Annotated in this window: 27 protein-coding genes; 6 read left to right on the plus strand and 21 right to left on the minus strand. The window is 69.4% G+C overall.

Going from position 1 to position 26,315, the window contains the following annotated elements:
• Positions 1–58: 58 nt before the first annotated feature.
• The 12 genes from dprA to rpsP all read right to left on the minus strand — a co-directional run bounded on the left by dprA (position 59) and on the right by rpsP (position 9,365).
• The gene (dprA, locus tag ABT352_RS31835; protein ID WP_350948686.1) at positions 59–1,549 is read right to left on the minus strand and encodes a DNA-processing protein DprA; all 1,491 of its coding nucleotides are present in this window, start codon (positions 1,547–1,549) and stop codon (positions 59–61) included.
• Positions 1,546–3,192: a YifB family Mg chelatase-like AAA ATPase gene (locus ABT352_RS31840; RefSeq protein WP_350948687.1), complete on the minus strand. Its 1,647-nt coding sequence runs from the start codon at positions 3,190–3,192 to the stop codon at positions 1,546–1,548. Before ABT352_RS31840 ends, dprA begins: the two co-directional genes overlap by 4 nt.
• A gap of 77 nt (positions 3,193–3,269) precedes the next feature.
• Positions 3,270–3,629: a YraN family protein gene (locus tag ABT352_RS31845; RefSeq protein WP_350948688.1), complete on the minus strand. Its 360-nt coding sequence runs from the start codon at positions 3,627–3,629 to the stop codon at positions 3,270–3,272.
• A gap of 251 nt (positions 3,630–3,880) precedes the next feature.
• Positions 3,881–4,204, minus strand: coding sequence for a DUF2469 domain-containing protein (locus tag ABT352_RS31850; protein ID WP_350948689.1), 324 nt, complete (start codon positions 4,202–4,204; stop codon positions 3,881–3,883).
• A 39-nt stretch (positions 4,205–4,243) separates the two neighbouring features.
• Entirely contained in the window at positions 4,244–4,930 is a 687-nt protein-coding gene (locus ABT352_RS31855) for a ribonuclease HII (protein WP_350948690.1), read from the minus strand.
• A 64-nt stretch (positions 4,931–4,994) separates the two neighbouring features.
• The gene (lepB, locus tag ABT352_RS31860) at positions 4,995–5,588 is read right to left on the minus strand and encodes a signal peptidase I (RefSeq protein ID WP_350948691.1); all 594 of its coding nucleotides are present in this window, start codon (positions 5,586–5,588) and stop codon (positions 4,995–4,997) included.
• A gap of 9 nt (positions 5,589–5,597) precedes the next feature.
• Entirely contained in the window at positions 5,598–6,464 is an 867-nt protein-coding gene (gene lepB, locus ABT352_RS31865) for a signal peptidase I (protein WP_350948692.1), read from the minus strand.
• Between the two features lie 156 nt (positions 6,465–6,620).
• Positions 6,621–6,974, minus strand: a complete 354-nt coding sequence (rplS, locus tag ABT352_RS31870; protein ID WP_350948693.1) for a 50S ribosomal protein L19 — start codon at positions 6,972–6,974, stop codon at positions 6,621–6,623.
• Positions 6,975–7,173: 199 nt separating this feature from the next.
• Positions 7,174–7,974, minus strand: coding sequence for a tRNA (guanosine(37)-N1)-methyltransferase TrmD (gene trmD, locus ABT352_RS31875; protein WP_350948694.1), 801 nt, complete (start codon positions 7,972–7,974; stop codon positions 7,174–7,176).
• A gap of 1 nt (position 7,975) precedes the next feature.
• Positions 7,976–8,524, minus strand: coding sequence for a ribosome maturation factor RimM (gene rimM, locus ABT352_RS31880; RefSeq protein ID WP_350948695.1), 549 nt, complete (start codon positions 8,522–8,524; stop codon positions 7,976–7,978).
• 93 nt (positions 8,525–8,617) lie between these two features.
• Complete coding sequence (locus ABT352_RS31885; RefSeq protein ID WP_329091253.1) at positions 8,618–8,860, minus strand: RNA-binding protein; 243 nt, start codon at positions 8,858–8,860, stop codon at positions 8,618–8,620.
• Between the two features lies 1 nt (position 8,861).
• Positions 8,862–9,365 (minus strand): 30S ribosomal protein S16, encoded by a 504-nt coding sequence (rpsP, locus tag ABT352_RS31890; RefSeq protein ID WP_350948696.1) that lies wholly within the window; start codon positions 9,363–9,365, stop codon positions 8,862–8,864.
• A gap of 267 nt (positions 9,366–9,632) precedes the next feature.
• On the opposite strand from rpsP, the gene ABT352_RS31895 reads away from it, so the two are divergent.
• A complete protein-coding gene (locus tag ABT352_RS31895; protein WP_350948697.1) occupies positions 9,633–10,199 on the plus strand; it encodes a hypothetical protein in 567 nt (188 codons plus the stop codon).
• Here the strand turns inward: ABT352_RS31895 and ffh are convergent.
• From ffh to ABT352_RS31920, 5 genes are all read right to left on the minus strand, one after another.
• Positions 10,177–11,736, minus strand: coding sequence for a signal recognition particle protein (gene ffh / locus ABT352_RS31900; RefSeq protein WP_350948698.1), 1,560 nt, complete (start codon positions 11,734–11,736; stop codon positions 10,177–10,179). The two genes, ABT352_RS31895 and ffh, sit on opposite strands and share 23 nt — an antisense overlap.
• An 85-nt stretch (positions 11,737–11,821) precedes the next feature.
• Positions 11,822–12,415: a GTP-binding protein gene (locus ABT352_RS31905; protein WP_012888558.1), complete on the minus strand. Its 594-nt coding sequence runs from the start codon at positions 12,413–12,415 to the stop codon at positions 11,822–11,824.
• The gene (locus ABT352_RS31910; RefSeq protein WP_350948699.1) at positions 12,396–12,896 is read right to left on the minus strand and encodes a DUF742 domain-containing protein; all 501 of its coding nucleotides are present in this window, start codon (positions 12,894–12,896) and stop codon (positions 12,396–12,398) included. Before ABT352_RS31910 ends, ABT352_RS31905 begins: the two co-directional genes overlap by 20 nt.
• A gap of 24 nt (positions 12,897–12,920) precedes the next feature.
• Positions 12,921–13,334 (minus strand): roadblock/LC7 domain-containing protein, encoded by a 414-nt coding sequence (locus ABT352_RS31915; protein ID WP_326646986.1) that lies wholly within the window; start codon positions 13,332–13,334, stop codon positions 12,921–12,923.
• 43 nt (positions 13,335–13,377) lie between these two features.
• Positions 13,378–16,539: a sensor histidine kinase gene (locus ABT352_RS31920; protein WP_350948700.1), complete on the minus strand. Its 3,162-nt coding sequence runs from the start codon at positions 16,537–16,539 to the stop codon at positions 13,378–13,380.
• 502 nt (positions 16,540–17,041) lie between these two features.
• On the opposite strand from ABT352_RS31920, the gene ABT352_RS31925 reads away from it, so the two are divergent.
• The 5 genes from ABT352_RS31925 (at position 17,042) to ABT352_RS31945 (ending at position 21,469) form a co-directional block, all read left to right on the plus strand.
• A complete protein-coding gene (locus tag ABT352_RS31925; protein WP_350948701.1) occupies positions 17,042–18,028 on the plus strand; it encodes an ABC transporter substrate-binding protein in 987 nt (328 codons plus the stop codon).
• Positions 18,025–18,813, plus strand: a complete 789-nt coding sequence (locus ABT352_RS31930; protein WP_350948702.1) for an ABC transporter permease — start codon at positions 18,025–18,027, stop codon at positions 18,811–18,813. The genes ABT352_RS31925 and ABT352_RS31930 overlap by 4 nt, the downstream gene beginning before the upstream one ends.
• Positions 18,813–19,604: an ABC transporter permease gene (locus tag ABT352_RS31935; RefSeq protein ID WP_350948703.1), complete on the plus strand. Its 792-nt coding sequence runs from the start codon at positions 18,813–18,815 to the stop codon at positions 19,602–19,604. The genes ABT352_RS31930 and ABT352_RS31935 overlap by 1 nt, the downstream gene beginning before the upstream one ends.
• Positions 19,605–19,613: 9 nt before the next feature.
• A complete protein-coding gene (locus tag ABT352_RS31940; protein WP_350948704.1) occupies positions 19,614–20,396 on the plus strand; it encodes an ABC transporter ATP-binding protein in 783 nt (260 codons plus the stop codon).
• A 68-nt stretch (positions 20,397–20,464) separates the two neighbouring features.
• A complete protein-coding gene (locus ABT352_RS31945) occupies positions 20,465–21,469 on the plus strand; it encodes a methyltransferase (protein WP_350948705.1) in 1,005 nt (334 codons plus the stop codon).
• 336 nt (positions 21,470–21,805) lie between these two features.
• Here the strand turns inward: ABT352_RS31945 and ABT352_RS31950 are convergent, their stop codons facing one another.
• From ABT352_RS31950 to ABT352_RS31965, 4 genes are read right to left on the minus strand one after another with little or no spacing between them, the layout of a single operon-like run.
• Positions 21,806–22,345, minus strand: a complete 540-nt coding sequence (locus ABT352_RS31950) for a GTP-binding protein (protein WP_350948706.1) — start codon at positions 22,343–22,345, stop codon at positions 21,806–21,808.
• Between the two features lie 7 nt (positions 22,346–22,352).
• Positions 22,353–22,754 carry a DUF742 domain-containing protein gene (locus tag ABT352_RS31955; RefSeq protein ID WP_350948707.1) on the minus strand — a complete coding sequence of 134 codons (402 nt, stop codon included), beginning with the start codon at positions 22,752–22,754 and terminating at the stop codon, positions 22,353–22,355.
• Positions 22,755–22,763: 9 nt separating this feature from the next.
• Complete coding sequence (locus tag ABT352_RS31960) at positions 22,764–23,186, minus strand: roadblock/LC7 domain-containing protein (RefSeq protein WP_350948708.1); 423 nt, start codon at positions 23,184–23,186, stop codon at positions 22,764–22,766.
• Positions 23,183–26,149 (minus strand): sensor histidine kinase, encoded by a 2,967-nt coding sequence (locus tag ABT352_RS31965; RefSeq protein ID WP_350948709.1) that lies wholly within the window; start codon positions 26,147–26,149, stop codon positions 23,183–23,185. The genes ABT352_RS31960 and ABT352_RS31965 overlap by 4 nt, the downstream gene beginning before the upstream one ends.
• Positions 26,150–26,315: the final 166 nt, after the last annotated feature.

The raw sequence follows: 26,315 nt of genomic DNA on the forward strand, positions 1-26,315 counted from the left end.
CATCGGCCGGAAGCCACCCGGCCCACCCCGCTCCCATGACCCCACCGAGAAGAGGGCTTCACCCGCCGGGAGGGCGGTCGGGGCGGAGACGCCAGCCCCGGGAGACGCGTTCGACGTAACCCGCGGCGGCCAGACCTCCGAGGCAGGAGAGCACGGTCTCCAGGTCGACGCCCGCGGCGACGGCTATCGTGGCGGGCCCCACACCGACCCGGGTGGGCATGACCTCGACGACCTTCCGGCTCTCGGGGTCGAGCCGATCTCGGGGAAGCACCGGGCCGCGCGGCTCCGGGGCCAGGTCGGTGCCCATCGTTCCGACGAGCTCGATCACCTCTTCGGGACCGGTGACGCAGGTGGCCCTGCCCTGGCGGATCAGCCGATGACACCCCACGGAGAACTCCGAGGTCACCGGGCCCGGCACCGCGGCCAGATGACGGTTGAGCGCGATCGCGTGTCCGGCGGTGTTGAGCGCCCCGCTTCGCACGGCCGCCTCGACGACCACGGCGCCCCTGGTCAGGGCCGCGATGAGGCGGTTTCTGATGAGAAACCTCGGCCTGGTCGGGTGCGCGCCCATGGGGCACTCGCTGACCAGCACCCCCTGCGACCGGATGGCGGCGAACAACTGCTGGTGCGCGCTGGGATAGGCGACGTCGGCGCCGCAGGCGAGCACGGCGACGGTCGGCCCCTCACCGGCGAGGGCACCCCGGTGGGCGGCCCCGTCGATGCCGTGCGCACCGCCGGAGACGACCCCCCACCTTCGCTCGCTCAGCCCCGCTCCGAGCTCCGCCGCCACGTGCGCGCCATACGGCGTGGCGGCTCGGGAACCGACGACCGCGACGGATCTGAGGCAGGAGAACCGCAGGTCGGCGTCACCGTGGAGCCAGAGGGCGTGGGGCCGGGAGTCTCCCAGGTCGTCCAGCTGGGTCGGCCATTCGGAATCACCGGGAGTCACCAGCCTCGCCCCTATCCGCTCGCCCTCGGCCAGGTCGCGCCCAGGGTCGGCCGTCCTCAGCCTGGCCGCCCAGGAGGCGACCGCCCTGTCGATCCTGGCCGCGAGCCGCCCATCCCGCACCGCCCCCGAGCCGTCACCCGCCTCAGAGCACTCGCCTTCGGGGCGACCGCATTCGGAGCGACCGCCGAACAGGACACCGCCGGACGGGACACAGCCGGATGGGGCACCGCCGGATGGATCGAGCCTCCCGACCGATAGGCCGGTGACCCCACCCGGCGAGCCGAGGTTGCCGGCAGGTGAGCGGGGGCCTCCAGAACCGGGGCCTCCAAAAGCCGAGCCGGGCTCTGCAACCGATGGACCGAGAACTCCAAAACCGAGGTCTCCGGCCGACGCACCGAGGTCTCCGACCGGTGGACCGGGGTTTCCGGCCGGGCGGCCGTGGGCGCCGGCGAACCATCGGGTGAGATCCGCGCCCGCGGCGCCCTCGCGGATCAGGGCGACGGCGGCCTCGGGACCGCGTAGGGCCACGAGGGCGCCCATCACGGTGTCGCCCGGCTCGGCCAGGCGCATCAGGGTGAGTCGTGCCAGTCTGTCGCTCATCGTTCCTCCCCCAGCCAGAGCCCGAGCGCGGACTGGGTCTCGTGGAGCTCCGGCCGATCCTTGCCCGCGAGATCGGCGAGGGTCCAGGCCACCCGGAGAATCCGATCGAGGCCCCGGGCGCTCAACCGGCCGCTGTCGAGATGCCCGAGCAGCGGGGACATCGCCACTGCCGGTGGCCGGTATTCGGTATGGAGGGCACGGGCGGGCATCTCCGCGTTGCAGCGCCACGGCGTGTTCGCGAACCGCTTGGCGGCCCGCTCACGCGCGAACAGCACCCGCTCGGCCACCACCCGGCTCGGCTCGATGAACCGGCGGTCGGCGAGAAGCTCGCGCCTGGTCGAACGGAACAGGCCGACCTTGATGTCCACCCGGTCGAGCAGCGGGCCGGAGAGCCGGGCGAGATAGCGGCGGCGGGCCGCGGGAGCGCACGCGCACGGGTCGTCCGGGGTGGAGGGCCGCGCGCACGGGCACCTGTTGGCCGCCAGCACCAGCACGAACCTGGCGGGGAAGGTCACCGTGGCCAGCGCCCGGGAGACCGTCACCTGCCCCGATTCGAGCGGCTGTCTGAGCGCGTCGAGAACGGTCGTCGAGAACTCGGGGGCCTCGTCCAGGAAGAGCACCCCCCGATGAGCCAGCGAGACGGCCCCAGGGCGGATCATCCCACTGCCCCCGCCGATGACGGACGCGACGGTCGCGGTGTGGTGGGGCGCCACGAACGGCGGGCGGACCAGCAGGGGACGGTCCTTGGGCAGCACACCGGCGACCGAGTGGATCGCGGTCACCTCCAGCGCCTGGTCCCGCTCCAGGGTGGGAAGCAGAGTCGGCAACCGCTCGGCGAGCATGGTCTTTCCCGTCCCCGGAGGACCGAGCATCCAGAGGTTGTGCCCGCCGGCGGCGCAGATCTCCAGCGCGCGACGGGCGAGAGGTTGCCCGGCGACGTCTCCCAGATCGGGGACGTCACCGGACTCCTCCCCCGCACCGCAGGCGTCTTCGGGGCCCGCCGCTCCGGGAAGTCCCCGCGGGGCAGGACCCCCGGCCCTCGAATCGCGATCCGTGGCACCGGCCCCGCCTCCCCCGCCCCCACCGGAACCGGCTCCTCCAGAACCGGGCGGGAGGCCCCCTACCGGCCCTTCGGTCCGCAACCAGCTCACCAGCGCGCTCAGCGTGGTCGCCGGAACCACGGTCACCCCCGGCACGAGACCGGCCTCGGCGGCGTTACGAGCCGGAACGACGACGGTGCGGGCACCGGCGGCGACGGCCGCCAGCACGGCGGGGAGCACGCCCCGCACCGGCCTGATCGAGCCGTCCAGGCCCAGCTCGCCCAGGAAGAACGGCTCGGCGACCCTCGCCGCGGGCACGAATCCCGCCGCCGCGAGCAGGGCCATCGCGATCGCGACATCGAACAGGCTTCCGCGTTTGGGCAGGCTGGCGGGGAACAGGCTCACCGTGATCCGGGAGTCTGGCCAGGCGTATCGGCTGTTGACCAGCGCGGAACGGACCCGGTCGCGGGCCTCGCTCAGCGCGGTGTCGAGCATCCCGATGAGGTGGAGACCCGCCACTCCGCTGCCGACATCGGCCTCGACCTCGACGAGACGGCCGGTCACCCCGACCAGGGCCACACAGCGCGTGCGCGCGACGGCCACTCACCTCACCCCCCGAGGGGAGCGAACGATCCATGACAGGCCGGGAGCCTCCGGAGCCCCTGAGAGTCGGGGAGGCATCAGCACACCCCCCGCTCGTGGCGGACGACGAAATCCCCGGCGAACCGCTCCAGGGCGACGACATCGACGCGGATCGCCTCGAACCGGCACCGGTCCTCACACTCGGCGAGCCATCTGGCCGCGAGTCTGCGCAGGCGGGAGATCTTCGCGTCCGTGACCGCCTCGAAGGCGGTTCCGTGACTGCGACCCGAGCGGGTCTTCACCTCCACCGCGACGAGCGTGTCCCCTTCTCGGGCGACGACGTCGATCTCCCCGTCGGGGCACCGCCAGTTGCGATCCAGAATCTGCAGGTCGTGTGCGAGCAGATAGTCGACGGCGAGCTGTTCGCCGTGTTTGCCGAGCTCGTCCTTCGCGGCCATGGAACCACCTCCGGTTCCAGACCTTCGCTCAGCTCACCGCACCGTCGAAGAACCGAATGCGGATCTGTGGAAAACCGGCCGGGCAGCGCGCACGCCTGTGGACAACCTCTCGTGTCCGCTCGGTCACGTACGGCGCCTCAGGCCGCTCGGCTGCCCTCATCTGTCCTCAAGAGCCCTCTGAGCCTCAGGAGCCCCCTGGAGCCCTCGACCTTTCGTGGGCGAACCCCCTCAAGGCCGTCGAGGAAAGCCGCTCAGGAGGAGAAACCCTCCTTCGGCATCTCCAGGTCGGGCTTGGCGAGCTCCTCGACGTTCACGTCCTTGAAGGTCACCACACGGACGTTCTTGACGAACCTCGCCGGGCGGTACATGTCCCAGACCCAGGCGTCCTGCATCTTCACGTCGAAGAACACGTCACCGTTCTCGGCGGTGCGCACGTCAAGATCGACGGAATTGGTGAGATAGAAGCGCCGCTCGGTCTCCACGACATAGGTGAAGAGGCCGACAACGTCGCGGTACTCACGGTAAAGCTGCAGCTCCATCTCGGCTTCGTACTTTTCGAGATCCTCTGCGCTCATACCGGTCCTCCTGTTAAACGCCCACCCCGGCCCGCCCGATCAGACGGCACCGGCCCCCACTTCATTCTCACCCATCACCTCGCCCGCTCCTGACCGCGCCACCGTCGAGAACGAGAAGCGGTGATCCGGACACGGGCCGTAGGTTCTGAGAGCCCTGCGATGGTCGGCGGTGCCATACCCCTTGTGCACGGCGAAGCCGTACCGGGGATGGCGTTCGTGCAGCGCCACCATCATCTCGTCCCGCGTCACCTTGGCCACGATCGAGGCCGCGGCGATGCAGGCCGCCACCTGATCTCCCTTCCACACGCCCAGCGACGGTGCGGGCAGGCCGGGGACGGGAAACCCATCGGTCAGAACGTAGCCGGGGTGACAGGGTAGTCGCGCCACCGCCCTGCGCATTCCTCCGATGTTGGATCTGTGCAGCCCTTGGGCGTCGATCTCACCCGGCGGGATCACCACCACGCTCACCGCCCGCGCGGTCGCCGTGATCCGCTCGTACAGCGACTCGCGCCGGGAGGCCGTGAGCAGCTTGGAGTCGTCCAGGCCGTCGATCCCGCCGCCCAGCACCACGGCGGCGACCACCAGCGGCCCCGCACAGGCGCCTCGACCGGCCTCGTCGACCCCCGCCACGGGACCGAGCCCGCGGCGGCCGAGAGCCCGCTCATAGCCGTACAGTCCCGAATCCCGCCGGACCACGCTGGGTCTGGGGCGAAACGCGACCGTCATGGCACCACGGGTAGCACAGCGACCATGACCAGAGAGTACGCCCCCTACGGGGCATTCGGTACCGCTATCTCACCTTCAGGAAGCTGTCCGGTCTGCTGAGAACGGCGGCCCTGGAGAACGGCCAGTAGATCGCGACGGCACGGCCGATGACGTCACTCTCGGCGACCGTCCCCTCCCCCAGCCTCTCCTCGTGGGCACGCGAGTCGGCGGAGGCGGTGCGGTGATCGCCCATCACCCACAGCCGCCCCTTGGGAACGACCTTCTCGAACGACTCCCCCGAGGGGAAGTCGTCAGGGTGGAGATAGGAACCCTCTTCGAGCGGCACCCCGTTGACCGTGATCCGCTTCTTGGCGTCGCAGCACTTCACCGTGTCACCGCCGACCGCGATGACCCGCTTGATGGTGTCCTCGCTGTTCCAGCCCTTGAAAACGACAAGATCGCCGCGCTCGGAGTCACCGTGCAACTTGTTGACGACCACCCGGTCGCCCACCAGAAGGGTGTTCTCCATCGACTCGGACGGGATGTAGAACGACTGGAAGACGAAGACCTGCAGCAGCAGCGCCACCACCACCCCGCACACCAGCAGGAACAGTGACTCGCGCAGGCCACCGCCCTTACCGTTCTTCTTTTTCTTCTCAGCCTCGGGTTCGACGGTCATGAGATCCCGCTACCGCCTTGAGAGCAGGCGACGACGCCACAGCACCAGCGGCACGGCTCCCGCGAAACCCGCGAGGAGCGGTGTCGCCCCTCCCACGGCCGCGGCCGCCTTGAGGGCCGGTTGGCCGAAGATGTCGGGAATGGGAAGGGTCGTGGCCCTGGAGAACGGCCACACGATCACGAAGGCCCGGCCGATCACCTTGTCCACCGGGATCGTCCCGCCACCGGGGTCGCCGAGGTGGGAGCGGGAGTCGAGGGACACCATCCGGTGGTCGCCCATCACCCACAGACGGCCCGCACCGACCTTGGCCTCGAAGAAGCTCTGGGACGGCACGTCGCCCGGGTAGAGGTAGTCCTCGTCGAGGGGAACCCCGTTGACCGTCACCCTGCCCTTGTCGTCACAGCACTTCACGGTGTCACCGGGGACGCCGATGACCCGCTTGATGTAGTCCTTCTCACCGGGAACCACCCCGAAGGCGGTGCCGACCCAGCGGAAGAACCCCGCGACCGGGTTGGACGGCTCCTCGATGGAAACCTCGGGGTCCCAGGAGTCGACCCCGGAGAAGACCACCACGTCGCCGCGCTCGATGTCACGGACGTGGTAGACGAGCTTGTTGACCAGCACCCGGTCGTTCGTGAGGAGGGTGTTCTCCATCGACTCCGATGGGATGTAGAACGCCTGGATCACGAAGGTCTTGATGACGAGGGCGAGCACCAACGCCACGACGACCAGGACGGGCAACTCCTTCCAGAAGGAGCCCTTCTTCTTGCCTTTGCCGTCCTCGGCGCTCTTCTGAGTGTCTTCGGCGACCACGTCCACCTCGTCCTCGACAGGTCGACGCGAAACCGCGCCGTACTCCCGGTCTTCGCTAGTCATCGCTGACGAGCCTAGATGATGGGCGGTACCAAGTGCTTGAGTGACGGGGTACCGCATAGCCATGCGTATTGCCATAGGAGGTCAAACCTCCTTACATGCGACTGGCCCGCTCCCCGGTGAAGGGGGCACGGGCCAGGCCGACGGGCGCTGACGCGCCTAGCGGGCTTCGCGCTTCTCGCGGATGCGGGCGGCCTTGCCGCGCAGGTCACGCATGTAGTAGAGCTTGGCGCGGCGGACGTCGCCACGGGTCACCAGGACGATCTTCTCGATGACCGGGCTGTGCACCGGGAAGGTCCGCTCGACGCCCACGCTGTAGCTGACCTTGCGGACGGTGAAGGTTTCACGGGAGCCGCCGCCCTGACGGCGCAGGACGAAACCCTTGAAGACCTGGACACGGGACCGGCTGCCCTCGATGACCCTGACGTGGACCTCAAGAGTGTCACCGGGCCGGAAGTCCGGGACGTCGGTGCGGAGCGAGGACTTCTCAAGCTCGCTGATCAGCGTGTGCATGGCAGTGGTACCTCATTTACGAACGCACCCGGAGGTCCATCCGGCCGCGGCGGAGCGGCGTCGCGATGGACACGCGTGCTGAAGTGGACTATGTCTCGGGACTGGCCGGCCGACCGGCCGCGATGAAACCGGTCTGGGGACCGGATGGGCAGTCGGCGGCAACGCTTCAGTCTGCCATATTTTCCCGACCGACCGGAAATCAACCGGTCAGAGCGGCCGGACCGGCCTGGCCCGCCTCGGGCGGCTCCAGCTCCGCCAGGACCCGCCTGTCGTGCTTGTCCAGGCTCTCAGGGTCGAGCGCCGCCAGGAGTTCGGGCCGGTTTCTCGCGGTACGGCGCAGCGCCTGGTCGCGCCGCCACCTGGCGATCTTCCCGTGGTGCCCGGAGAGAAGGATCTCCGGCACCTCGTGCCCCCGCCACTCGGGCGGTTTGGTGTAGACGGGGCCCTCAAGGAGGTTCTCCATCGCGCCGGGCGCGAAGGAGTCGTCCACCGCCGAGTTGACGTTGCCGAGCACGCCCGGCAGCAGCCGCCCGACGGCCTCGATCATCACCAGCACCGCCACCTCACCCCCGGCGAGCACGTAGTCGCCGACGCTGACCTCGTCCACGCGCATGCGGGCGCCGTACTCGGCCATCACCCGGGAGTCGATGCCCTCGTAGCGGGCCGGGGTGAACAGCAGCCACGGCTCGGCGGCGTACTCCATCGCCAGCCTCTGGGTGAAGGGCACGCCGCTGGGGGTCGGCACGATCATCCTCGGGACTCCGGCCGGGCCCGAGGCGAGGACCGCGTCGAGGGCCTCCCCCCACGGGCCGGCCTTCATCACCATGCCGGGACCACCGCCGTAGGGGGTGTCGTCCACGGTGCGGTGCACGTCGTGGGCGTGGTCGCGGAGCTGGTGGAGGTGGACGTCGAGGATGCCGCGCTCACGGGCCTTGCCGATGAGGGAGACGTCGAGGGGGGCGAAGTACTCGGGGAAGATGGAGATGACGTCGACCCGCATGTCAGACCATCTCGTCCGGGTCGAGCAGTCCGGCGGGGGCGTCCACGACGAGGACGCCCTTGGCGAGGTCGATCTCCGGGACCAGCGCCTTGACGAACGGCACGTAGACCTCGGCGCTCCCGGCGCCTCCGGCACCCCTGGCCCCCGGCTTCCCGCGCCGTACGACGAGCAGGTCCTGGCCGTGGTGGAGCACGTCGGACACCTCTCCCACCGGCTCGCCGTCCGGCTTGACCACGGTGAGGCCGATGAGCTGGTGGTCGTAGAACTCGTCGGGATCCTCGGGTGGCGGGATGTCGTCCGAGTCGATGACGAGCATGGTGCCGCGGAGCTCCTCGGCCCGGTCGCGGCCGGTCACGCCCTCGAACCTGACCAGCAGGATCCCGGAGTGCCAGCGGCGGGACTCGACGACCAGCGGGCCTGTCGACGCGGGGTCCGTGGCCAGTGCGGTGCCCGGGGCGAAGCGCCTGTCCGGCTCGTCGGTGCGCACCTCCACGGACACGTCCCCGCGGAGTCCGTGCGGGCGGCCGATCCGGCCTACGACGAGCTGCACGCCCGCCTCCTCACGTAATGGTGTCTGTGAAAAACGGACGGGCCACCCACGCTGGGCGGGTGGCCCGTTCGCTCGATGGACGCGTCTCGCCGGCTAGCGGGCCTCGTTCAGGTCGAGAAGATCGACCCGGACGTACTTGCCGTCACCAAGGGCGTTCACGACCGTGCGAAGCGCCTTGGCCGTCCGACCGCCGCGGCCGATGACCTTACCGAGGTCCTCGGGGTGGACCCGGACCTCAAGCACACGCCCGCTGCGGATGCGGCGAGCGTGAACCTGGACGTCGTCAGGATGCTCGACGATGCCCTTCACCAGGTGCTCGAGGGCCTCCTCGAGCACCTCAGGCCTCGCCTTCCGGCTTCTCCTCGGCGGCCGCGGTGGGCTCAGCCGGGGTCTCGGCGGCGGCCTCTTCGGCCTTGGGGGCCTCGGCCTTGGGAGCGGCCTCCTCAGCCTTGGGAGCCGACTTGCGGGTCGACTTCTTCGGCGTGGTGGCGGCCTCCAGGGAGAGCGACTCCTTGGCCGCGGCCTCGTAGACGGCGTGACGGTCGGCCTTGGGCTCGGCGACCAGGAGCGGGGCCGGAGCCGGCTCGCCCTTGAACTTCTGCCAGTCGCCGGTGAGCTTGAGGAGCTTGAGCACGGGCTCGGTCGGCTGCGCGCCGACACCCAGCCAGTAGGCCGCCCTGTCGGAGTCGACCTCGATGCGCGAGGGGTTCTCCTTCGGGTGGTACAGGCCGATCTCCTCGATCGCCCGGCCGTCACGCTTGGTGCGGCTGTCGGCGATGACGATGCGGTACTGCGGGTTGCGGATCATGCCGAGCCGCTTGAGCTTGATCTTGACTGCCACTGGTGTGGTCTCTCCTGCATTAGAGCGTGGGTGAGCGGCGTCTCATCGAGTGGGGCACGAGGAGAGGACCGTCCAAGGGACAGGCATGGCACGCGGGAGTGAGAGGGCAACCGCGTGTCACGATGTTCCAACATGTCATTGTGCCAGACGTGCGGGGGTGCCCTGCCAACTCGCGGCCATCCGGTACGGCGGCCGGAGGGCAAATCTCGGTAATCCCCGTGTGTCCGGGCCCTCCTCCGGGGCGGCCTGGTGCGCTAAATGGCCGCCGTGGCAACCACCCTCAGATCCCTGCTGCTGACCGCGACCGGATCCATCGCCGTGCTGGGCACGGTGCTGGCCATCAGGGCGACGACTCCGGCGGGCCAGGCCGACGTGTTCCCGGCGCCCGTCTCGTCCCCCACCGGCGGCTCTGCCGACAGCTCCGCCAGGACCTTCGCAGGACCTTCGGGAGCCGCGGAAAGCCCGGAGAGCCGGGGAGCGCCCACCTCACCGGTGATCCCGGTCCCGCTGGAGGACTCGGCCCCGCTGGGGCTTCTGCCCCCGTGGGGTATCCCGATCCCACCGGGGGCACCCGCGCGCGTCGCGTCCCCGCCGTCCTGGCCGTCCCTGGCACCCCCGCTCTCGCCGTTGGCGCCCGTGCCGCTCCCCCCGCCGTTCCCGCTGCACTCACCGCGCGAGGGGGAGGCCGGGGCGCCGAGGTGGGAACACTATCTGGGGCGTACCCCGAGGAGTTCGAGCACGGCGACGAGGATGAACCCCCCGACGATGATCACCCAGATCCACCTGGCGCGCGCGTGGAAGCCGTCGTCGCTCATTTCTGGCCGGGGAACTTGAACTTCGAGGGGTCGAAGCCCGGCGGCAGCTCCATGCCGGGCGGCAGCTGCTGCCGGGAGCCCAGCTTGCCGAGGAGTCCGTTGCCCGCGGAGGGCGCGGGCTCGTCGGCCTTGCCGGGGGCGGCCTTGCCGAGCGCCGCCTTGCGCGGGTCTCCGCTGACCCTGCGCCCCTTGGCCGCCTTCTTCTGCGCGGCCTTGCCACCCTTGCGACCACCCGGCATGCCGGGGATGCCCATGCCGCCGGCCATCCGCTTCATCATCTTCTGGGCGTCGAAGAAGCGGGTGACCAGGCCGCTCACCTCGGTCACCGTCACGCCGGAGCCCTTGGCGATGCGGGCTCGGCGAGAGCCGTCGATCATCTTCGGGTTGTGACGCTCGGCGGGGGTCATCGAGCGGATGATGGCGGCGATGCGGTCGAGGTCGCGGTCGTCGACCTGGTTGAGCTGATCACGCATCTGCCCCATACCGGGCATCATCCCGAGCAGGTTCTTGATGGGGCCCATCTTCTGGACCATCATCATCTGCTCAAGGAAGTCTTCCAGGGTGAAGTTCTCGCCCGAGGTGAGCTTGCTCGCCATCTTGGCGGCTTCGGCCTCGTCGAAGGTCTTCTGGGCCTGCTCGATCAGGGTGAGGATGTCACCCATGTCGAGGATGCGCGACGCCATCCGGTCGGGGTGGAAGGCGTCGAAGTCCTCGAGCTTCTCACCGGTGGAGGCGAACATGATCGGCCTGCCGGTGATGTGGCGGACCGACAGGGCGGCGCCACCGCGGGCGTCGCCGTCGAGCTTGGTCAGCACGACGCCGTCGAAGCCCACGCCCTCCATGAATGCCTGGGCCGTGGAGACGGCGTCCTGGCCGATCATGGCGTCGACGACGAACAGGACCTCGTCGGGCGAGACCGCGTCGCGGATGTCGGCCGCCTGCTTCATCAGCTCCTGGTCGATGCCCAGGCGGCCCGCGGTGTCGATGATGACGATGTCGTGCTGCTGCCGCTTGGCGTGGTCGATCGACTGACGGGCCACCGCGACCGGGTCGCCGACGCCGTTGCCCGGCTCGGGCGCGTAGACCGCGACGCCCGCGCGCTCGGCCACGACCGAGAGCTGCTGGACGGCGTTGGGCCGCTGGAGGTCGGCGGCGACGAGCAGCGGCGTGTGGCTCTGTTCCCGCAGCCAGCGGGCGAGCTTGCCCGCCAGGGTCGTCTTGCCCGCGCCCTGCAGGCCCGCGAGCATGATGACGGTCGGCGGGTTCTTCGCGTAGCGAAGCCGCCGGGTCTCACCGCCGAGGATCTCGATGAGCTCGTCATTGACGATCTTCACGACCTGCTGCGCCGGGTTCAGCGCCTGGGAGACCTCGACGCCGCGGGCGCGCTCCTTGACCTGGGCGACGAACGCCTTGACCACGGGCAGCGCGACGTCGGCCTCGAGCAGCGCGATGCGGATCTCGCGGCAGGTCGCGTCGATGTCGGCGTCGGACAGCCGACCCTTGGATCGAAGGGAGGAGAAGACCGATGTCAGCCGGTCGGAAAGCGTCTCGAACACGTGATTGGCCAGCCTCTGCGCTACAGGTCTGCGACTCGACCTCCCAGCCTATCCGCTGGGAGGTGCGACTGACGCCCTCCCTCGGTCAGCGACCCCAGCCGGGGACGGCCATCCGCATGGTGAGCGCGTGCTCGACAAGCGTGATGAGCGTGGCCTTCACCGCGTCGCGCGAGCGGGCGTCGGTCCGGGAGATGGGGATGTGAGGCGCGAGTGTCAGAGCCTCGCGTACCTCCTCCTCACCGTGGAGGTAGGTGCCGTCCCAGCCGTTGACCGCGACGACGAAGGGGAGTTTGGCCTCCTCGAAGTAGTCGATCGCCGGGAAGCTGTCGGCGAGCCGCCGGGTGTCGACGAGCACGATCGCGCCGATCGCGCCGCGCACCAGGTCGTCCCACATGAACCAGAACCGGTGCTGACCCGGCGTACCGAACAGGTACAGGATCAGGTCACGGTCCAGCGAGACACGACCGAAGTCCATCGCGACCGTGGTGGTCGTCTTGTTCGGTGTGAGGCCGAGGTCGTCGATCCCGGCGCTGGCGTCGGTCATCACCGCCTCCGTGGTCAGCGGCAGAATCTCCGACACCGCCCCCACGAAGGTGGTCTTGCCGACACCGAATCCACCGGCGACGACGATTTTCGTCGATGTCAGGCCGCCGCCGCGGCTAGAGCCTGCGAAGTCCACTGAGCACCCTTTCCAGCAGGTTGAGATCCGGCTTACCCGCGTCCAGCTGCGGCTGGTGGATCTGCACCAGGCCCTCGGCGGCCATGTCGGCCACCAGGATCCGGGTCACGCCGAGCGGGATGCGGAGCATCGCGGAGATCTCAGCGACCGAACGCACTTGCCGGCACAGGCCGCTGATCGCCTGATACTCCGGGGTGCGGGTGGATAAATCATGATGTATGGAGGTCGCCGAGGAGACCAGGGCCTCCAGGGCGAGTTGGGTCCGGGGGGCTGTGCGCCCCCCGGTCACCGCATACGGACGGACGAGGGAGCTCTGCTCCGACGGCGCCGGGTGCATGAGATGCGAAGGAGCGCCCTGATTCCGGTAGGGGTCGTCCATCGATTGATAGGGACCGCCCTGTTGCCGATGGGGGTCGTCCATTGATTGATAGGGATACCCGCCGTGCGGGTCTCCCTCACCGATCCAGCCACGGCCTGCCACGGCAGCCTCCTCGCGTCATCGCCGTTACCGTGAATGGGAAGACTGCAGCTCAGCGCGAACGGCAGGAGTCAGCACCTGGCCCGCCCGCTCGACGAGCATCGTCATCTGGTAGGCCACCAGTCCCATGTCACAGTCAGCGGCGGCCAGCACCGCCAGACAGGAACCGTCACTGATCGACATGATGAGAAGCAGCCCTCGCTGCATCTCCACCACGGTCTGGGTGACCGCTCCGCCCTCGAAAACCCGGGACGCCCCCTGGGTCAGGCTGATCAAACCCGCCGCTACCGCGGCCAACTGGTCGGCCCTGTCCCTGGGGAATCCATCCGAATACGCCAACGGCAGACCGTCTGCTGACACGACGACCGTGTGCGCCACACCCGGGACGTTGTTCACAAAGTCAGTGATCAGCCAATTGACCCCCCGGGCGGCCTGGCTCATTTCGCGCACGTGTCATCCTCCTTGGCGACCATGATGAGCTCGCTCACCGGTCCTCCTTGTTTCCTTCAACGTCCCGGCCGAAGTCGGGATACGGCCGCCCGTCTCCGGCTCCGCCCCTGGCGGCCGCGCGCCCCTGCCGTACTCCCTGCTGGAAGCTCGCCAGTCTGTTGCGCACCGCCTCCGGGGAGATCGTCGGCCGGTGCACGGGAGCTTGGGGTGCCGCGCTCAGGTCGGGCGCGGCCGTACCGGGTACCAGGTTCGCCTTGGGCACCCGCTTGGGCAGCCCGGAACCGGTGATCCCCCCGAGTGAGGGTTCGCTGGCGGCCTTGGCCGCCTGCCAGCCCACGTCGGCGGGCGACGACCAGCCGTTCCCCTGGGAGGGGGCGGCCGGCTGCGAGAGCTGGACGGTCTCGTGGGCGACCTGGGTCTCGGGGGCCGCCTCGGCCCGTTCCTGAACGGCCGGAGCCGGCTCGACCTTCCTGAACCAGTCGGACTCGACGGCCGCGAAGATCGGCAGGAACTCCTCCTTCGCCTCTTCCATGGGCGAGGAGTCGGGGATCACCGGCAGCGGGCCGGTGTTGTCCGCCGGGTCGAAGACGCGCCGCCCGAACGGTCCGGAGTCGCCGGTGGACGGCCATCCCCCGGAGTCGCCGCGCGAGGCGGCCGACCAGACGTCGGAGCCGCTGTCCCTGCTCTGCTGCCCGCCGGGCCAGACGGGGGCGTCGCCACGCGCGGGTGCGCTCTGGCCCGCCGACCACGTCCCCACCTCGCCACGGGTGCCGCCCCGTCCCTGCCACCCCGGGGGGTCGGGCTGGGAGACGTTCGGCCAGCCGTTGGGATCGGCGCCGGGCGGCGGTACCTGTCCCGGCCAGGGGGTGTCGACGGGCGCCTGCCCGAACTGGCCGCCTCCGAGGGGAGGCTGCGAGGCGTCGAAGGAGTTGAACTGCTGCCCCAGGTCGAAGGAGGCGAACGAGTTCTGGTGGGCGGCCTCGAACGAGGCGAAGGAGGGTATCGGGGGGGCCGCGGGGCTGGCCAGCACGGGCGGGCGGTCCATGGAGGCCATCGACCCCGCCCAGTCGCCGCTCTGCATGCCACCGGGAGGTCCGCCCGGACGGTTGGCGACGGCGAGCAGGTTCTCCGGGAGCAGGACCATCGCGGTCAGACCGCCACTGTCCTGCTGCCTGAGCTGGACGCGGATGCCGTGCCTCAGGGCGAGGCGGCCGACCACGAACAGGCCCATCCTGCGGGAGACGGAGACGTCCACCACCGGCGGGTTGGCCAGTCGCCAGTTGGCCTGGGAGAGCTCCTCGGCGGTCATGCCGATGCCGATGTCGGTCACCGAGACCATCACCCCGCCGCCGTCGATGCGGTTGCTGGAGACGATGACCTTGGTCTCACGCGGGGAGAAGGAGATCGCGTTCTCCACGAGCTCCGCGATCAGGTGGACGACGTCGTTGACGGAGGTGCCCGCCACGGACACTCCCGCGGACAGCTGCAGGTCGACCCGCTCGTAGTTCTCGACCTCCGACAGCGAGGCGCGGACCACGTCGATGAGCGGGACCGGCTGGCTCCACCGGCGGGCGGGCTCCTGGCCCGCGAGGACGAGGAGGTTCTCGGAGTTGCGGCGCATGCGGGTGGCGAGGTGGTCGAGGCGGAAGAGGCTGCCGAGCCGGCCCTCGTCCTGCTCGCCCTGCTCCAGGCTCTCGATGAGGGAGAGCTGGCGCTCGACCAGGGTCTGGCTGCGCCGGGAGAGGTTGACGAACATCGAGTTGACGTTGCTCCGCAGCGTGGCCTCCTGGCCCGCCAGTCGCACGGCCTCGCGGTGGACCTCGTCGAAGGCCCGGGCCACCTCACCGATCTCGTCGTCGGAGGCGACGCCGATCGGGGTGATGTCGGTGGTCGAGACCTCGCCGCTCTCGCGCATGGTCTGGACGGTCTCGGGAAGACGCTGGCCGGCGATGGACAGCGCCTCGGTGCGGAGCCTGCGCAGCGGCCTGACCAGCGAGCGCGCCATGACGGCGGTGATGATCAGGACCAGGAGGAGCAGCAGTCCGCTCAGCCCGGCGGCGATCAACGCGCCGCGCTGCTCGGTCGCCTGCAGGACCTCGCTCTGCATGATGAGGGCGCCGGCGACCTCTTCCTCCACCGTGCGCATGCGCTCGACGACGTGGTTCGAGGCGTCGAGCCAGGTCGCCTGGTCGGTGAGCGCGCTTTTCGAGACGTCGACGTTCCTCAGCGGCTGGCCGTTGAGCGCCATGAAGACGGCGCGGGCGCGCATCGCCGCCGCGCGGTCCTTCTTCTGGCCGCTGACCGTGTCGTCGTAGAACTGGCGCTGTTCGACCGACGCCTCGGAGCGGAAGGTCGCGAGCTCTCCGTCGAACTGCGCGCGGGCGGCCAGCATGGCGTTGAGGCCCTCGGCGCTGAACCCCCTGACGGCGAGGGCGACGGCGAGGTTCGCCCGCTCCCTGGACACCTGTTCCTTCGCCCTCGCCAGCGCGGCGAACGCGACCGCGCCACCGGCGAGCTCCTGGTCGGAGACGCCCTGGATGATCTCGTCGTGCAGGGCGAGCAGGTCGGCGATGGTACGGGAGTACATGGCGATCGTGGGCTGGGCCGGCAGCTGGGTGTTCTCCCCCGAGGCCAGTTCGCGCACGCTCTTGATCTCGTCGATGCGACGGCGGATCTGGGTGAGCTCGGTCTCGCCCCGGGTGCCGAGGGTCTCCAGCAGACCGCTGTCGGCCATCGCGGCGTTGACGCGGGGGCTCACCTGCCCGACGGCCTCGTCGACCTCTTCGTACTGCTTGCGCAGGTTCGGCTTGCCGGTGGACGGACGGCCCTGCGCCACGAACCTGGCCGACAGGTCTCGCTCAAGCTGCAGTTCGTCGACCAGGTCGCTGAGACCCGCCGTGAGCTCGGCGGTGGTGCGCACGCGCTCGTAGTCGGCGGCGCTGCTGATCGAGCCGGTGACCCGCAGGCCTCCCAGCACGATCGCGGCCACCGTGGGAACGACGATGAGCGCGATGAGCCGCGACCTCACCCGCCAGTTCTTGAGCGCTAGCTTGCTGCCGTTTCTCGCGGACTCCTCGGAGTCGCGACCGTCGAGGTCCTGACCCGGGCCGCTCCGCGGCCGCCCCCCCTGGTTGTCGAATCCCAGGGCAGGTGCCGGCCCGGATTCGCGTTCGCTGGGGATTGACGCTGTCCTCACTGGCCTCCGCTGCCTCTCCTCGGATCGTCTGCTTGGAGGGGATCGCGTCACGCAAATGATGTGCGAGTGACGCCGACGCATCCATGGGGTAGGGGTTATTGGAGCACAGCCGGATCAGTTCGGCCAACAGCACATAACTCGCATTCTTCACTTAACGGGTACACAGCACCCGTAACCGGGCGACGACTCTCCGCCCTGTAACCACAAACTTCCACAAAGTTGCCAAACAGATTTATTGACATCTTTCGCTATGCCCGCTACATCCGCTCACCCGGTTGATTGATACGCATGTGACAACCGAGACAGCTATGACCGCTTTGTGGCTTCGGGGCGATAGGGGCGAAAGAGGCGATATTTGTAATTTGACTGATCTACTCCGCTACTCTGATCCGCGGTCGGCATACCCCCCTTTGACCAACATGCCTCCCGGGACCCTCTCCATGTCGCCCGTTGAGTTATCGCGAGTTCCGGCAGGGGCGGTCAAACGCAGCTAAGGAGACCCATGAGGTTCAAACTTGCGAGCCGGGCCGTCGTCGCAGGAGTGGCCGCGGCCCTCGTGCTCACCGCCTGCGGAGGATCTGACACCCCCACTGACACCACCGCGGCGAACGCGGGTGGCCTGGAGAAGACCAGCCTCAAGATGGGGGCGCTGCCGATTCCCGACTCCGCCGCACTCTACATCGCCAACAAGAGGGGGTTCTTCAAGGAGGAGGGGCTCACCGTCGACATCGAGCCGGTGCCCGGCGGCGCCCAGGCCCAGCAGGGCCTCATCGGCGGCAGCCTGGACGCCACACAGACCAACTACGTCTCCACCTTCCTCGCCGTCTCCAAGGGCCAGAAGATGAAGATCATCTCTGACCTCTACCAGGCCGCCCCCAACTCCTTCAACCTCATGGTGCCGAAGGACTCCACGATCAAGACGCCGGCGGACCTCAAGGGCAAGAAGATCGCGGTCAACAGCAAGCAGAACATCGGCACCCTGGCGGTGACCACGGTGCTCAAGACGCACGGCCTCACCGAGAAGGACGTGGAGTTCGTCGAGTTCCCCTTCCCCGAGATGGGGGCCCAGCTGGCGAGCGGGGTCGTCGACGCCGCCTGGATGACGGAGCCCGCCCTCACCGCGTCGCAGAAGGTCATCGGCGCCCAGAAGCTCGCCGACACGATGGTCGACTCCACCGCCGACTTCCCCATCGCGGGAGTGGCCGTCACCGAGAAGTTCGCCGCCGACAACCCCAAGACGGTCGCCGCCTTCCAGCGGGCGATCGCCAAGGCCCAGCAGATCGCCGCCACCGACCGCAAGGCCGTCGAGGAGATCCTGCCGACCTACACCAAGATCGACGCGGCGACCGCGGCCGTCATCACGCTCGGGTCCTTCCCCACCAGCCTCGACGAGACCCGTCTGCAGCGGGTCGCCGACCTCATGCTTGAGCAGGGCTACCTCACCAGCCCCATCCAGGCCAAGTCCATCCTTCCCGGAAACCTCGGGTGACACGGCGCAACCCGCTCGACAACAGACTGCTCTGCGGCGCCCTCGGCGTCGCGGGGCTGTTCTGCGTCATGGAGGCGGCGGGCCGGGCCGGGCTGATCGACCCGCTCGCGTTCCCGCTCGCCTCCACGGTGCTCGTCCGGGCGGCCGCTCTCGTGACGGACGGGGAGTTCCTCTCCGACGTCGCCTCGACCCTCGGCGCGTGGGCGACCGGGCTGCTGCTCACGGTCGCGATCGCGGTGCCCGCCGGGTTCCTGCTCGGCAGCCTGCCCCGCGTGGAGAGCGCGCTGCGGCCGATCGTGGAGTTCCTGCGCCCGATCCCGTCGATCGCGCTGATCCCCCTCGCGCTCGCCGTGTTCTCCGACAGGTTCGACATGAAGGTCACCCTGGTCGTCTACGCGGCGACCTGGCCCGTCCTGATCAACACGATGTACGGCCTCAAGGACGTCGACCCGCTCGCCAAGGAGACGCTCCGCAGCTTCGGGTTCGGGAAGCCGGCCGTGCTGTGGCGGGTCTCCCTGCCGAGCACCGCGCCGTTCATCGCCACCGGTGTCCGGCTGGCGTCGGCGATCGCGCTCATCGTGGCGATCAGCACGGAGCTGATCGGCGGTGGCTCCGACGGCATCGGCAGCTACGTCCTGGAGAGCGCGGGCGCGGTGGACACGACGGAGTACGTCATCGCCGCCGCCATCTGGGCCGGTGTCATCGGGGTGGTCACCAACGGCCTGTTCGTGCTCGCCGAGCGGCGGCTCTTCCGCTGGCACACCGCCCGTACGGAGGTGGTGTGATGAACGGCGCGATGCGTGCCGTCGGCCGGCTGTGGCCGGTGCCTGTCGTCGTGCTGCTGTGGGAGCTGGTCACCCGCTACCTGGAGATGCTGAGTTTCCCTCCCCCGTCGCAGATCGCCGCGAGTGGATACACGATGTGGCTGACCGGCCCCGCGGAACAGCTCTGGCTCACCGACGCGGCGCTGGAGAACCTCCCGGCGAGCGTCGGCCGCCTGCTGGCCGGATGGGTGCTGGCCGGGATCGTCGGGGTCGGCCTCGGGGTCGCCCTGGGCCGCTCCCCGCTGCTCTTCCGTCTCGTCGATCCGCTCGTCCAGTTCGCCCGCGCCATCCCTCCCCCCATGCTGCTCGCGCTGTTCCTGGCGCTGTTCGCCATCGGCCCCCGGATGCAGATCAGTTTCATCGCGTTCGGCATCGTCTGGCCGATCCTGATCAACGCCTGCGACGGCGCCAGGCACGTCGACCGTCAGCACCTGGACACCGCGCGCGTCTTCGGGCTGTCGGGCCGCGAGCGACTGTTCCGGATCATCCTGCCCTCGGCGATGCCGAAGATCTTCGCCGGTCTCCGGGTCAGCCTGTCGCTCGCGCTGATCCTCATGGTGCTCTCCGAGCTGATCGGCAGCGTCGACGGGATCGGCTTCCAGCTCCTGGACGCCCAGAGGTCGTACGACTTCCCCGGCGTGTGGGCGACCATCGTGGTGCTCGGCGTCCTGGGATACGCGCTCAACTCGGCGTTCCTCGCGGCCGAGCGACGTGCCCTGTCCTGGCACCGATCCGCCAAGCAGACGACCTGAGGACCTGTTGTGCTCGAAATCACGAACCTGTCCCATACCTACGGCAGCGGTCCGAGCGCGCACAACGCGCTGGGCGGCATCAACCTGAAGGTCGCCCAGGGCGAGCTGGTGTGCGTCGTCGGCCCCTCCGGGTGCGGCAAGTCCACCCTGCTGCGCTCCATCGCGGGGCTGCTCCGGCCCAGCGGCGGCCAGGTCACGCTCAACGGCGCCCGCGTGGAGCGGACCCCCGACGACCTGGCCGTGGTGTTCCAGGACTACAGCCGGTCCCTGTTCCCCTGGATGTCGGTGGCCGACAACGTCTCGCTCCCGCTGCGCCGCAAGGGGCTGGACAAGCAGCGCCGCAGGCAGTCGGCGCTGGAGGCGCTGGAGGAGGTCGGCCTGCGGGGCGCCGCGGCCAAATACCCGTGGCAGCTCTCCGGCGGCATGCAGCAGCGGGTGTCCATCGCCCGTGCGCTCGCCTACCGGCCCGCCCTGCTGCTGATGGACGAGCCCTTCGGCTCCGTCGACGCCCAGACCCGCGAGGATCTGGAGGACCTCACCCTGCGGGTTCGCGGCCTGCACAACATGACGATCGTGCTGATCACCCACGACATCGACGAGAGCGTCTACGTCGGTGACCGCGTCGTGGTCCTGTCCAAGGCCCCCGCCGGGATCGTGGGCGACCTGCGCGTGGACCTGCCGGGCCCCCGCGACCAGATCACCACCCGCGAGCACCCCGACTTCGTACACCTGCGCGCCGAGGTCGGCCGTCTGGTACGCGGCATGCGCAGCCCGTCGGCCTCGACCACCTGAAGACGACACGACCTTCGGAAAAAAACGGCTCCCCCTCCGGCCCGCACCCCGGAGAAGAGAGGATTCTCATGAGCGACCCACAGGCACCGGTCTGGGATGCGATCGGCGGTGTATCCCGTTTCGCCGCCCTGGCCGCGATGGCCGAGCTGGGCTGCGCCGACCACCTGCGAGACGGCGCCCTCACCGTCGACGAGCTCGCGCTGCGCTGCGGCGCCGACGCGTCCGCGCTGGGCAGGGTGCTGCGCCAGCTCGCCTCCATGGGCATGGTCACGACGGTCGCGCCCGGCACGTACGAGCTGACCGAGGCCGGTGCCGTCCTCCGCGAGGACACACCCGGCTCGTTGCGCTCCGCCGTACGGATGATCGCCGAGGACGGCTTCTGGTACGGCATGGGCAAGCTCCCGCAGACCGTTCGCAGCGGAAAGTCGGCCTTCGTGGAGCGGCACGGCCCCCTCTACGAATACCTCGGGGCCCACCCCGAGGCGGGCGCGCTGTTCGACGACTACATGGTGGCCAGGGCACAGCCGTTCGCGGACGCGGTGGCCTCCCGCTACGACTTCTCCGGCCTGCGGACCCTGGTGGACGTGGCCGGCGGCAAGGGGCACATCCTGGCCGCGGTACTGAAGGAGTATTCAGATCTCAGCGGGGTGTTGTTCGACCGGGAACGCGTGGTCAGCGGGGCTCGGAGGTTCTTCGCCGAGGCCGGTCTTGAAGATCGGTGCAGTTTCGTCGAGGGCGACTTCTTCGTCTCCGTACCCGCCGACGCGGACGCCTACCTGCTGAGCAGCGTGATCCACAACTGGTCCGACGAGGACTCCGTACGGATCCTGCGCAGCATCAGGGAGGTCATCCCCGACGACGGCCGGGTGCTGATCGTGGAGTTCGTGGTCCCGGACGACGACCGGCCGCACATCAGCAAGGACGTCGACATGCGGATGCTCGCCCTTTTCGGCGAGGGGATGGAACGCAGCACCGACGAGTACGCGGAACTCCTGGGCAAGTCGGGTTTCCGGCTCAACCGGCAGATAGAACTCACCGCCGGTTCCTCCATCATCGAGGCTCTGCCGATGTAGGAATGCGAACGACGGCCGGTGGTGTGAGGTTCACGCCACCGGCCGTCGCTGTTTTGTCCGCCTTTCAGGTGGAACCTCTTCCACCCGCGACCGCCTTTCACCCGGGATCGTTTTCGCAGGCCGTTTTCGCGCGAGGCCGTTCCCATCCGGATCACCGTCATATGACCCGCCTTTCGCGCCGTCCGGCTTTCGTCCGGCGCCGTTTTTCGCACAAAAAGAAAATGACCACCGTGAAATCGGTGGCCACATGGGCGATTGACGGCGCGTACCGTCGGACCGCGGGCGAAGACGGGTGTGGGCCCCGCCCCCGAAGGGACGAGGCCCACACCGGTGACGTCAGACCCTGAGCGTCAGGACGTGCTCGACCAAGGTGATCAAGGTCGACTTCACGGCGTCGCGGGACCGGGCGTCGGTCCGGACGATGGGGATGTGCGGGGAGATCGTCAGAGCCTCCCGCACCTCCTCCTCACCGTGGACGTGCGATCCGCCGAACCCGTTGAGGGCCACGACGAACGGCAGGCCGGCCTCCTCGAAGTAGTCGATCGCCGGGAAGCTGTCGGCCAGCCGCCGGGTGTCGACGAGCACGATCGCACCGATCGCGCCCTTCACGAGGTCGTCCCACATGAACCAGAACCGGTGCTGACCCGGCGTACCGAACAGGTACAGGATCAGGTCACGGTCCAGCGAGACACGGCCGAAGTCCATCGCGACCGTGGTGGTCCGCTTCGTGGGAATGTGCGAGAGGTCGTCGACGTCCGCACTCGCCTCCGTCATCACCGCTTCCGTGGTCAGCGGCATGATCTCGGAGACCGCACCGACGAAGGTCGTCTTGCCGACACCGAACCCGCCGGCAACAACGATCTTCGTCGACGTCATTCCGGCGTCAGAGCCTGCGAAGCCCACTGAGCACCCTTTCAAGCAAATTGAGATCCGGCTTACCCGCATCCAGCGACGGCTGGTGGATCTGCACCAGGCCCTCGGCCGCCATGTCCGCGATCAACACCCGGGTCACGCCGAGAGGCATGCGCAACAGAGCGGAGAGCTCGGCAACCGAGCGCACCTGCCGGGACAGCGAGATGATCGCCTGATATTCCGTGGAGAGCGTGGTGGGGTCCACGCTCGCGAACGTCGCCGAGGAAACCAGCGCCTCGAGAGCGAGCTGCATCCGGGGAGCGGTCCTGCCCCCGGTCACAGCGTACGGGCGAATCAAACGATCTCGTCCGCTCTTGGCCTGAGGCGTGCTCGGGGGGTCGTCCCCCGGACCACGCCAACCTGGTGCGTCCATATCACCCCCCTATCGCTGAACCGACTGCAGCTCGGCCCGGAGCGCAGGCGTAAGCGCCTGGCCGGCACGCTCTGCGAGCAGTGTCATCTGGTAGGCCACGAGGCCCATGTCGCAATCCGGCGCGGCCAGCACGGCCAGCGCGGAACCGTCGCTGATCGACATGGTCAGCAGGAGGCCCCGCTGCATCTCGATCACCGTCTGTACCACAGGACCGCCCTCGAAGACCCGCGAGGCACCCTGGGTGAGGCTGATCAGACCGGCCGTGATGGCGGCGAGCTGGTCCGCCCTGTCCTTGGGGAAGCCCTGGGAGTAGGCCAGCGGGAGTCCGTCCGTGGAGACGATCACCGCGTGCGCGACTCCGGGCATCTCCTTCACGAACTCGGTGATCAGCCAGTTGAAGCCGCGAGCGGCCTGGCTGAGTTGGTTGTTCACTGCTGGTTCTCTCCCTCGACGGCGTTGGCTCGCTCGCTCATCTCAGCGCGCCCCTGCCGTACGCCTTGCTGGAAACTGGACAGACGGCTGCGTACCCGTTCCGCCGATATCGGCGGCATCGGGGGTGCCGGGGCCGCCGGGGCCGCCGAGGCGGCTCCGGGAACGAGGTTCGCCTTGGGTACCCGCTTGGGAAGGCCCGCTCCGGTCACGCCACCCTCGACGGGCTTCTTCGCGACCTCGGCGGCGGCCCAGCCCTGGTCGGACGGGGTGCTCCACGGCTGCCTCTCGGCCGCGGGCTCGGCCGGCCGCGACGGCTGCCCCTGCTGCTGCGGCGTCCGCTGCGGCAGTGGTTGCGCCTGTGGCTGCTGCGGCGTCCGCTGCGGCAACGGCTGGGCCTGCTGCGCGGGCGGCGGCGTGGAATGCGTGATCTGCGGGATGTTCTGGGTCTCCAGGCCCTGCGGACCCCGCCTCACCCGCTGTTCCATCGGCCGCGGCTTGACCTCCGGCTCCGGCTCCGGTTCCGGCTCGATCTCGGGCTCCGGAGTGATGGGCGCGCTGCGGCGGAACCAGTCGGATCCCACCGCCTCGAAGATCGGCAGGAACTCCTCGGGCTCCGGTTCCGTCGGCGGCACCTCGACCACGGGAAGGGCCTGGGTGTTCTCCACCGGCTCCAGCCGGCGCGGCGTCCACGGGTCGATCGCGGGCGGGTCCGGCCAGGCCGAGGGGAACGACGGCGGCGCGGTCGACGCGAGCGGGGACGACCACAGGTCCTCCACCGCCGAGGCGGGCACCACCGGCCCCGACCACATGTCCGCGGACGTCGGCATCGGCACCTGGGGAGGCGGCTGGGAAGGCGCCTGGGCGGGCGGCGTGCCGAGACCGGTCGGCTGCCGGGATCCGCGCGCCGCACCGGTCCCGAACGGGTCCGGGTTCGGAGCGGTCCCGAACGGGTCGGGGTTCACCGAGGCGAACGGGTCCTGGTTGGACATGGACCCGAACGAGCCCGGCTGGCCGTCGAAGGAGCCGGACTGCATGCCCTGCCCCGACATGGCCATCTCGGGCATCAACGGGGACTGGGCGACCACCTGCACCGGCAGGAGCACGACGGCGCTGAGGCCACCGGTGTCCGGGCGCCTGAGCTGGACCCTGATGCCGTGGCGCATGGCCAGGCGGCCGACCACGAACAGACCCATCCGGCGGGAGACCGACAGGTCGACCGCGGGAGGCTCGGCCAGGCGGCGGTTCGCCTCGGCCAGTTCCTCGTCGCTCATGCCGATGCCGGAGTCGGTGACCGCCAGGATGACGGCGCCCGTCTCGTTGCCGTTGCTGGACACCGTGATCTTGGTGTCCTGCGGCGAGAAGAAAATGGCGTTCTCGACGAGCTCCGCGACCAGGTGGACGATGTCGTTGACGGCCTGGCCGATGATCGAGATGCCCGACTCGACCCGGAGGTTGACCCGCTCGTAGTTCTCGACCTCCGACAGCGAGGCGCGGACGACGTCGCTGAGCGGGACGGGCTCGCTCCACCGGCGGCTCTGCTCCTGACCTGCGAGGACGAGGAGGTTCTCGGAGTTGCGGCGCATGCGGGTGGCGAGGTGGTCCAGCTTGAAGAGGCTGCCCAGCCGCCCTTCGTCCTGCTCGCCCTGCTCCAGGTCGTCGATGAGGTCGATCTGCCGTTCCACCAGCGACTGGGTACGGCGGGAGAGGTTGACGAACATCGCGTTGATGTTGCTGCGCAGGCGGGCCTCGTCACCGGCGAGCCGGATCGCCTCACGGTGGACCTCGTCGAAGGCCCGGGCCACTTCCCCGATCTCGTCGCGGGAGACCACTCCGATGGAGGGCACCTCGACCTGGGGGGCGTGGTCACCGGACTCGCGCAGCACCCGGACGGTCTCGGGCAGCCGGGTGTCGGCGACCTCGAGCGCCTCGCTGCGCAGCCTGCGCAGCGGCCGCACGAGCGTGCCGGCCACCCAGGCGGTGATGAGCAGGATCATGACCAGCAGGACCAGGATCGCCGCACCGGAGATCATCGCGCTGCGCTGCTCGGCGCTCTGCATCTCCTGGCTGCGGGAGACCACCGCGGACGCCAGCCGGCGCTCGACGGTCCGCATGCCCTCCACCGCCGCGGTGGAGTCGTCGTACCAGACGGCCGCGCTCCTGGCCCAGGTGCGACCGGTCATCCGTTCCAGCGGCTTGTTCTCGCGCATGAGGGACATGACGAGGGCGCGGGTGGCGTCGGCCTGGTCGACCTTGGGGCCGTTCACCGAGTCGCGGAAGCTCTTGACGTCGGTGGCCGAGGCGGTGGCCTGGAAGGCGTTCTCCTCGCTCTGCTGGCTCCGGTAGGCGCCGAGGAGGTCGGCGGGGTCGTCGAAGTCGAACTTGCGGTCGAGGAAGCTGATCAGGAGCGTTCCCCGCTGCCTGGCGACCTGCTCCTTGGCCCGGGTCAGCGCGCCCAGCGCGAGCGCGTCTCCGATGAGGCGCTCGTCGCCGCCGCTGCGACCCAGGTCGTCGTGGAGGGTGATGAAGTCGGTGATCATCCGCGTGTACATGCCGAGGGCCGCTCGGGGGAGCACGCTCCCCTCGGCCATCAGCCTGCGCAGGCCGGGGAGCCCGTTGAGCCAGCGGCGGATCTGAGCGACCTCGGTACGGACGCGGGTGGCCTGCGAGGAGTCGAGTGCGTCGATGGCGGCCAGCACCTGGCCACTGCTCCGGTCGACCACGTCGCGCTGATCCCGCACCTTGTTGAGGTTGGCGCGGTTGGTGGCGGCGATGTACCAGGCGGTGAGGTCGCGTTCCTCGGCCATCTCGTGGGAGAGGGTGCCGAGCGAATCGACCAGCCCGGCGACCTGGCTCATCCGGCGGTATCCGTCGGCCGTGGACAGGGCCGTGGTGAGCTGGAGGCCGGTGAGAAGTACGGCCGCGGCGGTCGGGAGCAGGATCAGCGCGACCAGACGGGGACGCACGCGCCAGTTCGCCGGCAGGAGTCGACTGCCCACCCCTGACGCGCGGTGGCTCCGGCGGTCTTGTGTCATCACTGGCCTACGTAACCCCTCGCCGGATTTGGAAGCGGCGGAAGCAATTTGAGCACATCCTTTATGTCACTTCGAATGGAGTAAGTGTGGATATATC

This window comes from Streptosporangium sp. NPDC000563 (assembly GCF_040299985.1).
Lineage (GTDB): Bacteria > Actinomycetota > Actinomycetes > Streptosporangiales > Streptosporangiaceae > Streptosporangium.

Excerpts from the sequence above, each read along its gene's own strand:
- dprA (WP_350948686.1), bottom strand. The coding sequence starts at position 1,549 with ATGAGCGACAGACTGGCACGACTCACCCTGATGCGCCTGGCCGAGCCG.
- ABT352_RS31845 (WP_350948688.1), bottom strand. The coding sequence starts at position 3,629 with ATGGCCGCGAAGGACGAGCTCGGCAAACACGGCGAACAGCTCGCCGTC.
- ABT352_RS31850 (WP_350948689.1), bottom strand. The coding sequence starts at position 4,204 with ATGAGCGCAGAGGATCTCGAAAAGTACGAAGCCGAGATGGAGCTGCAG.
- ABT352_RS31855 (WP_350948690.1), bottom strand. The coding sequence starts at position 4,930 with ATGACGGTCGCGTTTCGCCCCAGACCCAGCGTGGTCCGGCGGGATTCG.
- lepB (WP_350948691.1), bottom strand. The coding sequence starts at position 5,588 with ATGACCGTCGAACCCGAGGCTGAGAAGAAAAAGAAGAACGGTAAGGGC.
- lepB (WP_350948692.1), bottom strand. The coding sequence starts at position 6,464 with ATGACTAGCGAAGACCGGGAGTACGGCGCGGTTTCGCGTCGACCTGTC.
- rplS (WP_350948693.1), bottom strand. The coding sequence starts at position 6,974 with ATGCACACGCTGATCAGCGAGCTTGAGAAGTCCTCGCTCCGCACCGAC.
- trmD (WP_350948694.1), bottom strand. The coding sequence starts at position 7,974 with ATGCGGGTCGACGTCATCTCCATCTTCCCCGAGTACTTCGCCCCCCTC.
- ABT352_RS31915 (WP_326646986.1), bottom strand. The coding sequence starts at position 13,334 with ATGAGCCAGGCCGCCCGGGGGGTCAATTGGCTGATCACTGACTTTGTG.
- ABT352_RS31925 (WP_350948701.1), top strand. The coding sequence starts at position 17,042 with ATGAGGTTCAAACTTGCGAGCCGGGCCGTCGTCGCAGGAGTGGCCGCG.
- ABT352_RS31935 (WP_350948703.1), top strand. The coding sequence starts at position 18,813 with ATGAACGGCGCGATGCGTGCCGTCGGCCGGCTGTGGCCGGTGCCTGTC.
- ABT352_RS31945 (WP_350948705.1), top strand. The coding sequence starts at position 20,465 with ATGAGCGACCCACAGGCACCGGTCTGGGATGCGATCGGCGGTGTATCC.
- ABT352_RS31950 (WP_350948706.1), bottom strand. The coding sequence starts at position 22,345 with ATGACGTCGACGAAGATCGTTGTTGCCGGCGGGTTCGGTGTCGGCAAG.
- ABT352_RS31955 (WP_350948707.1), bottom strand. The coding sequence starts at position 22,754 with ATGGACGCACCAGGTTGGCGTGGTCCGGGGGACGACCCCCCGAGCACG.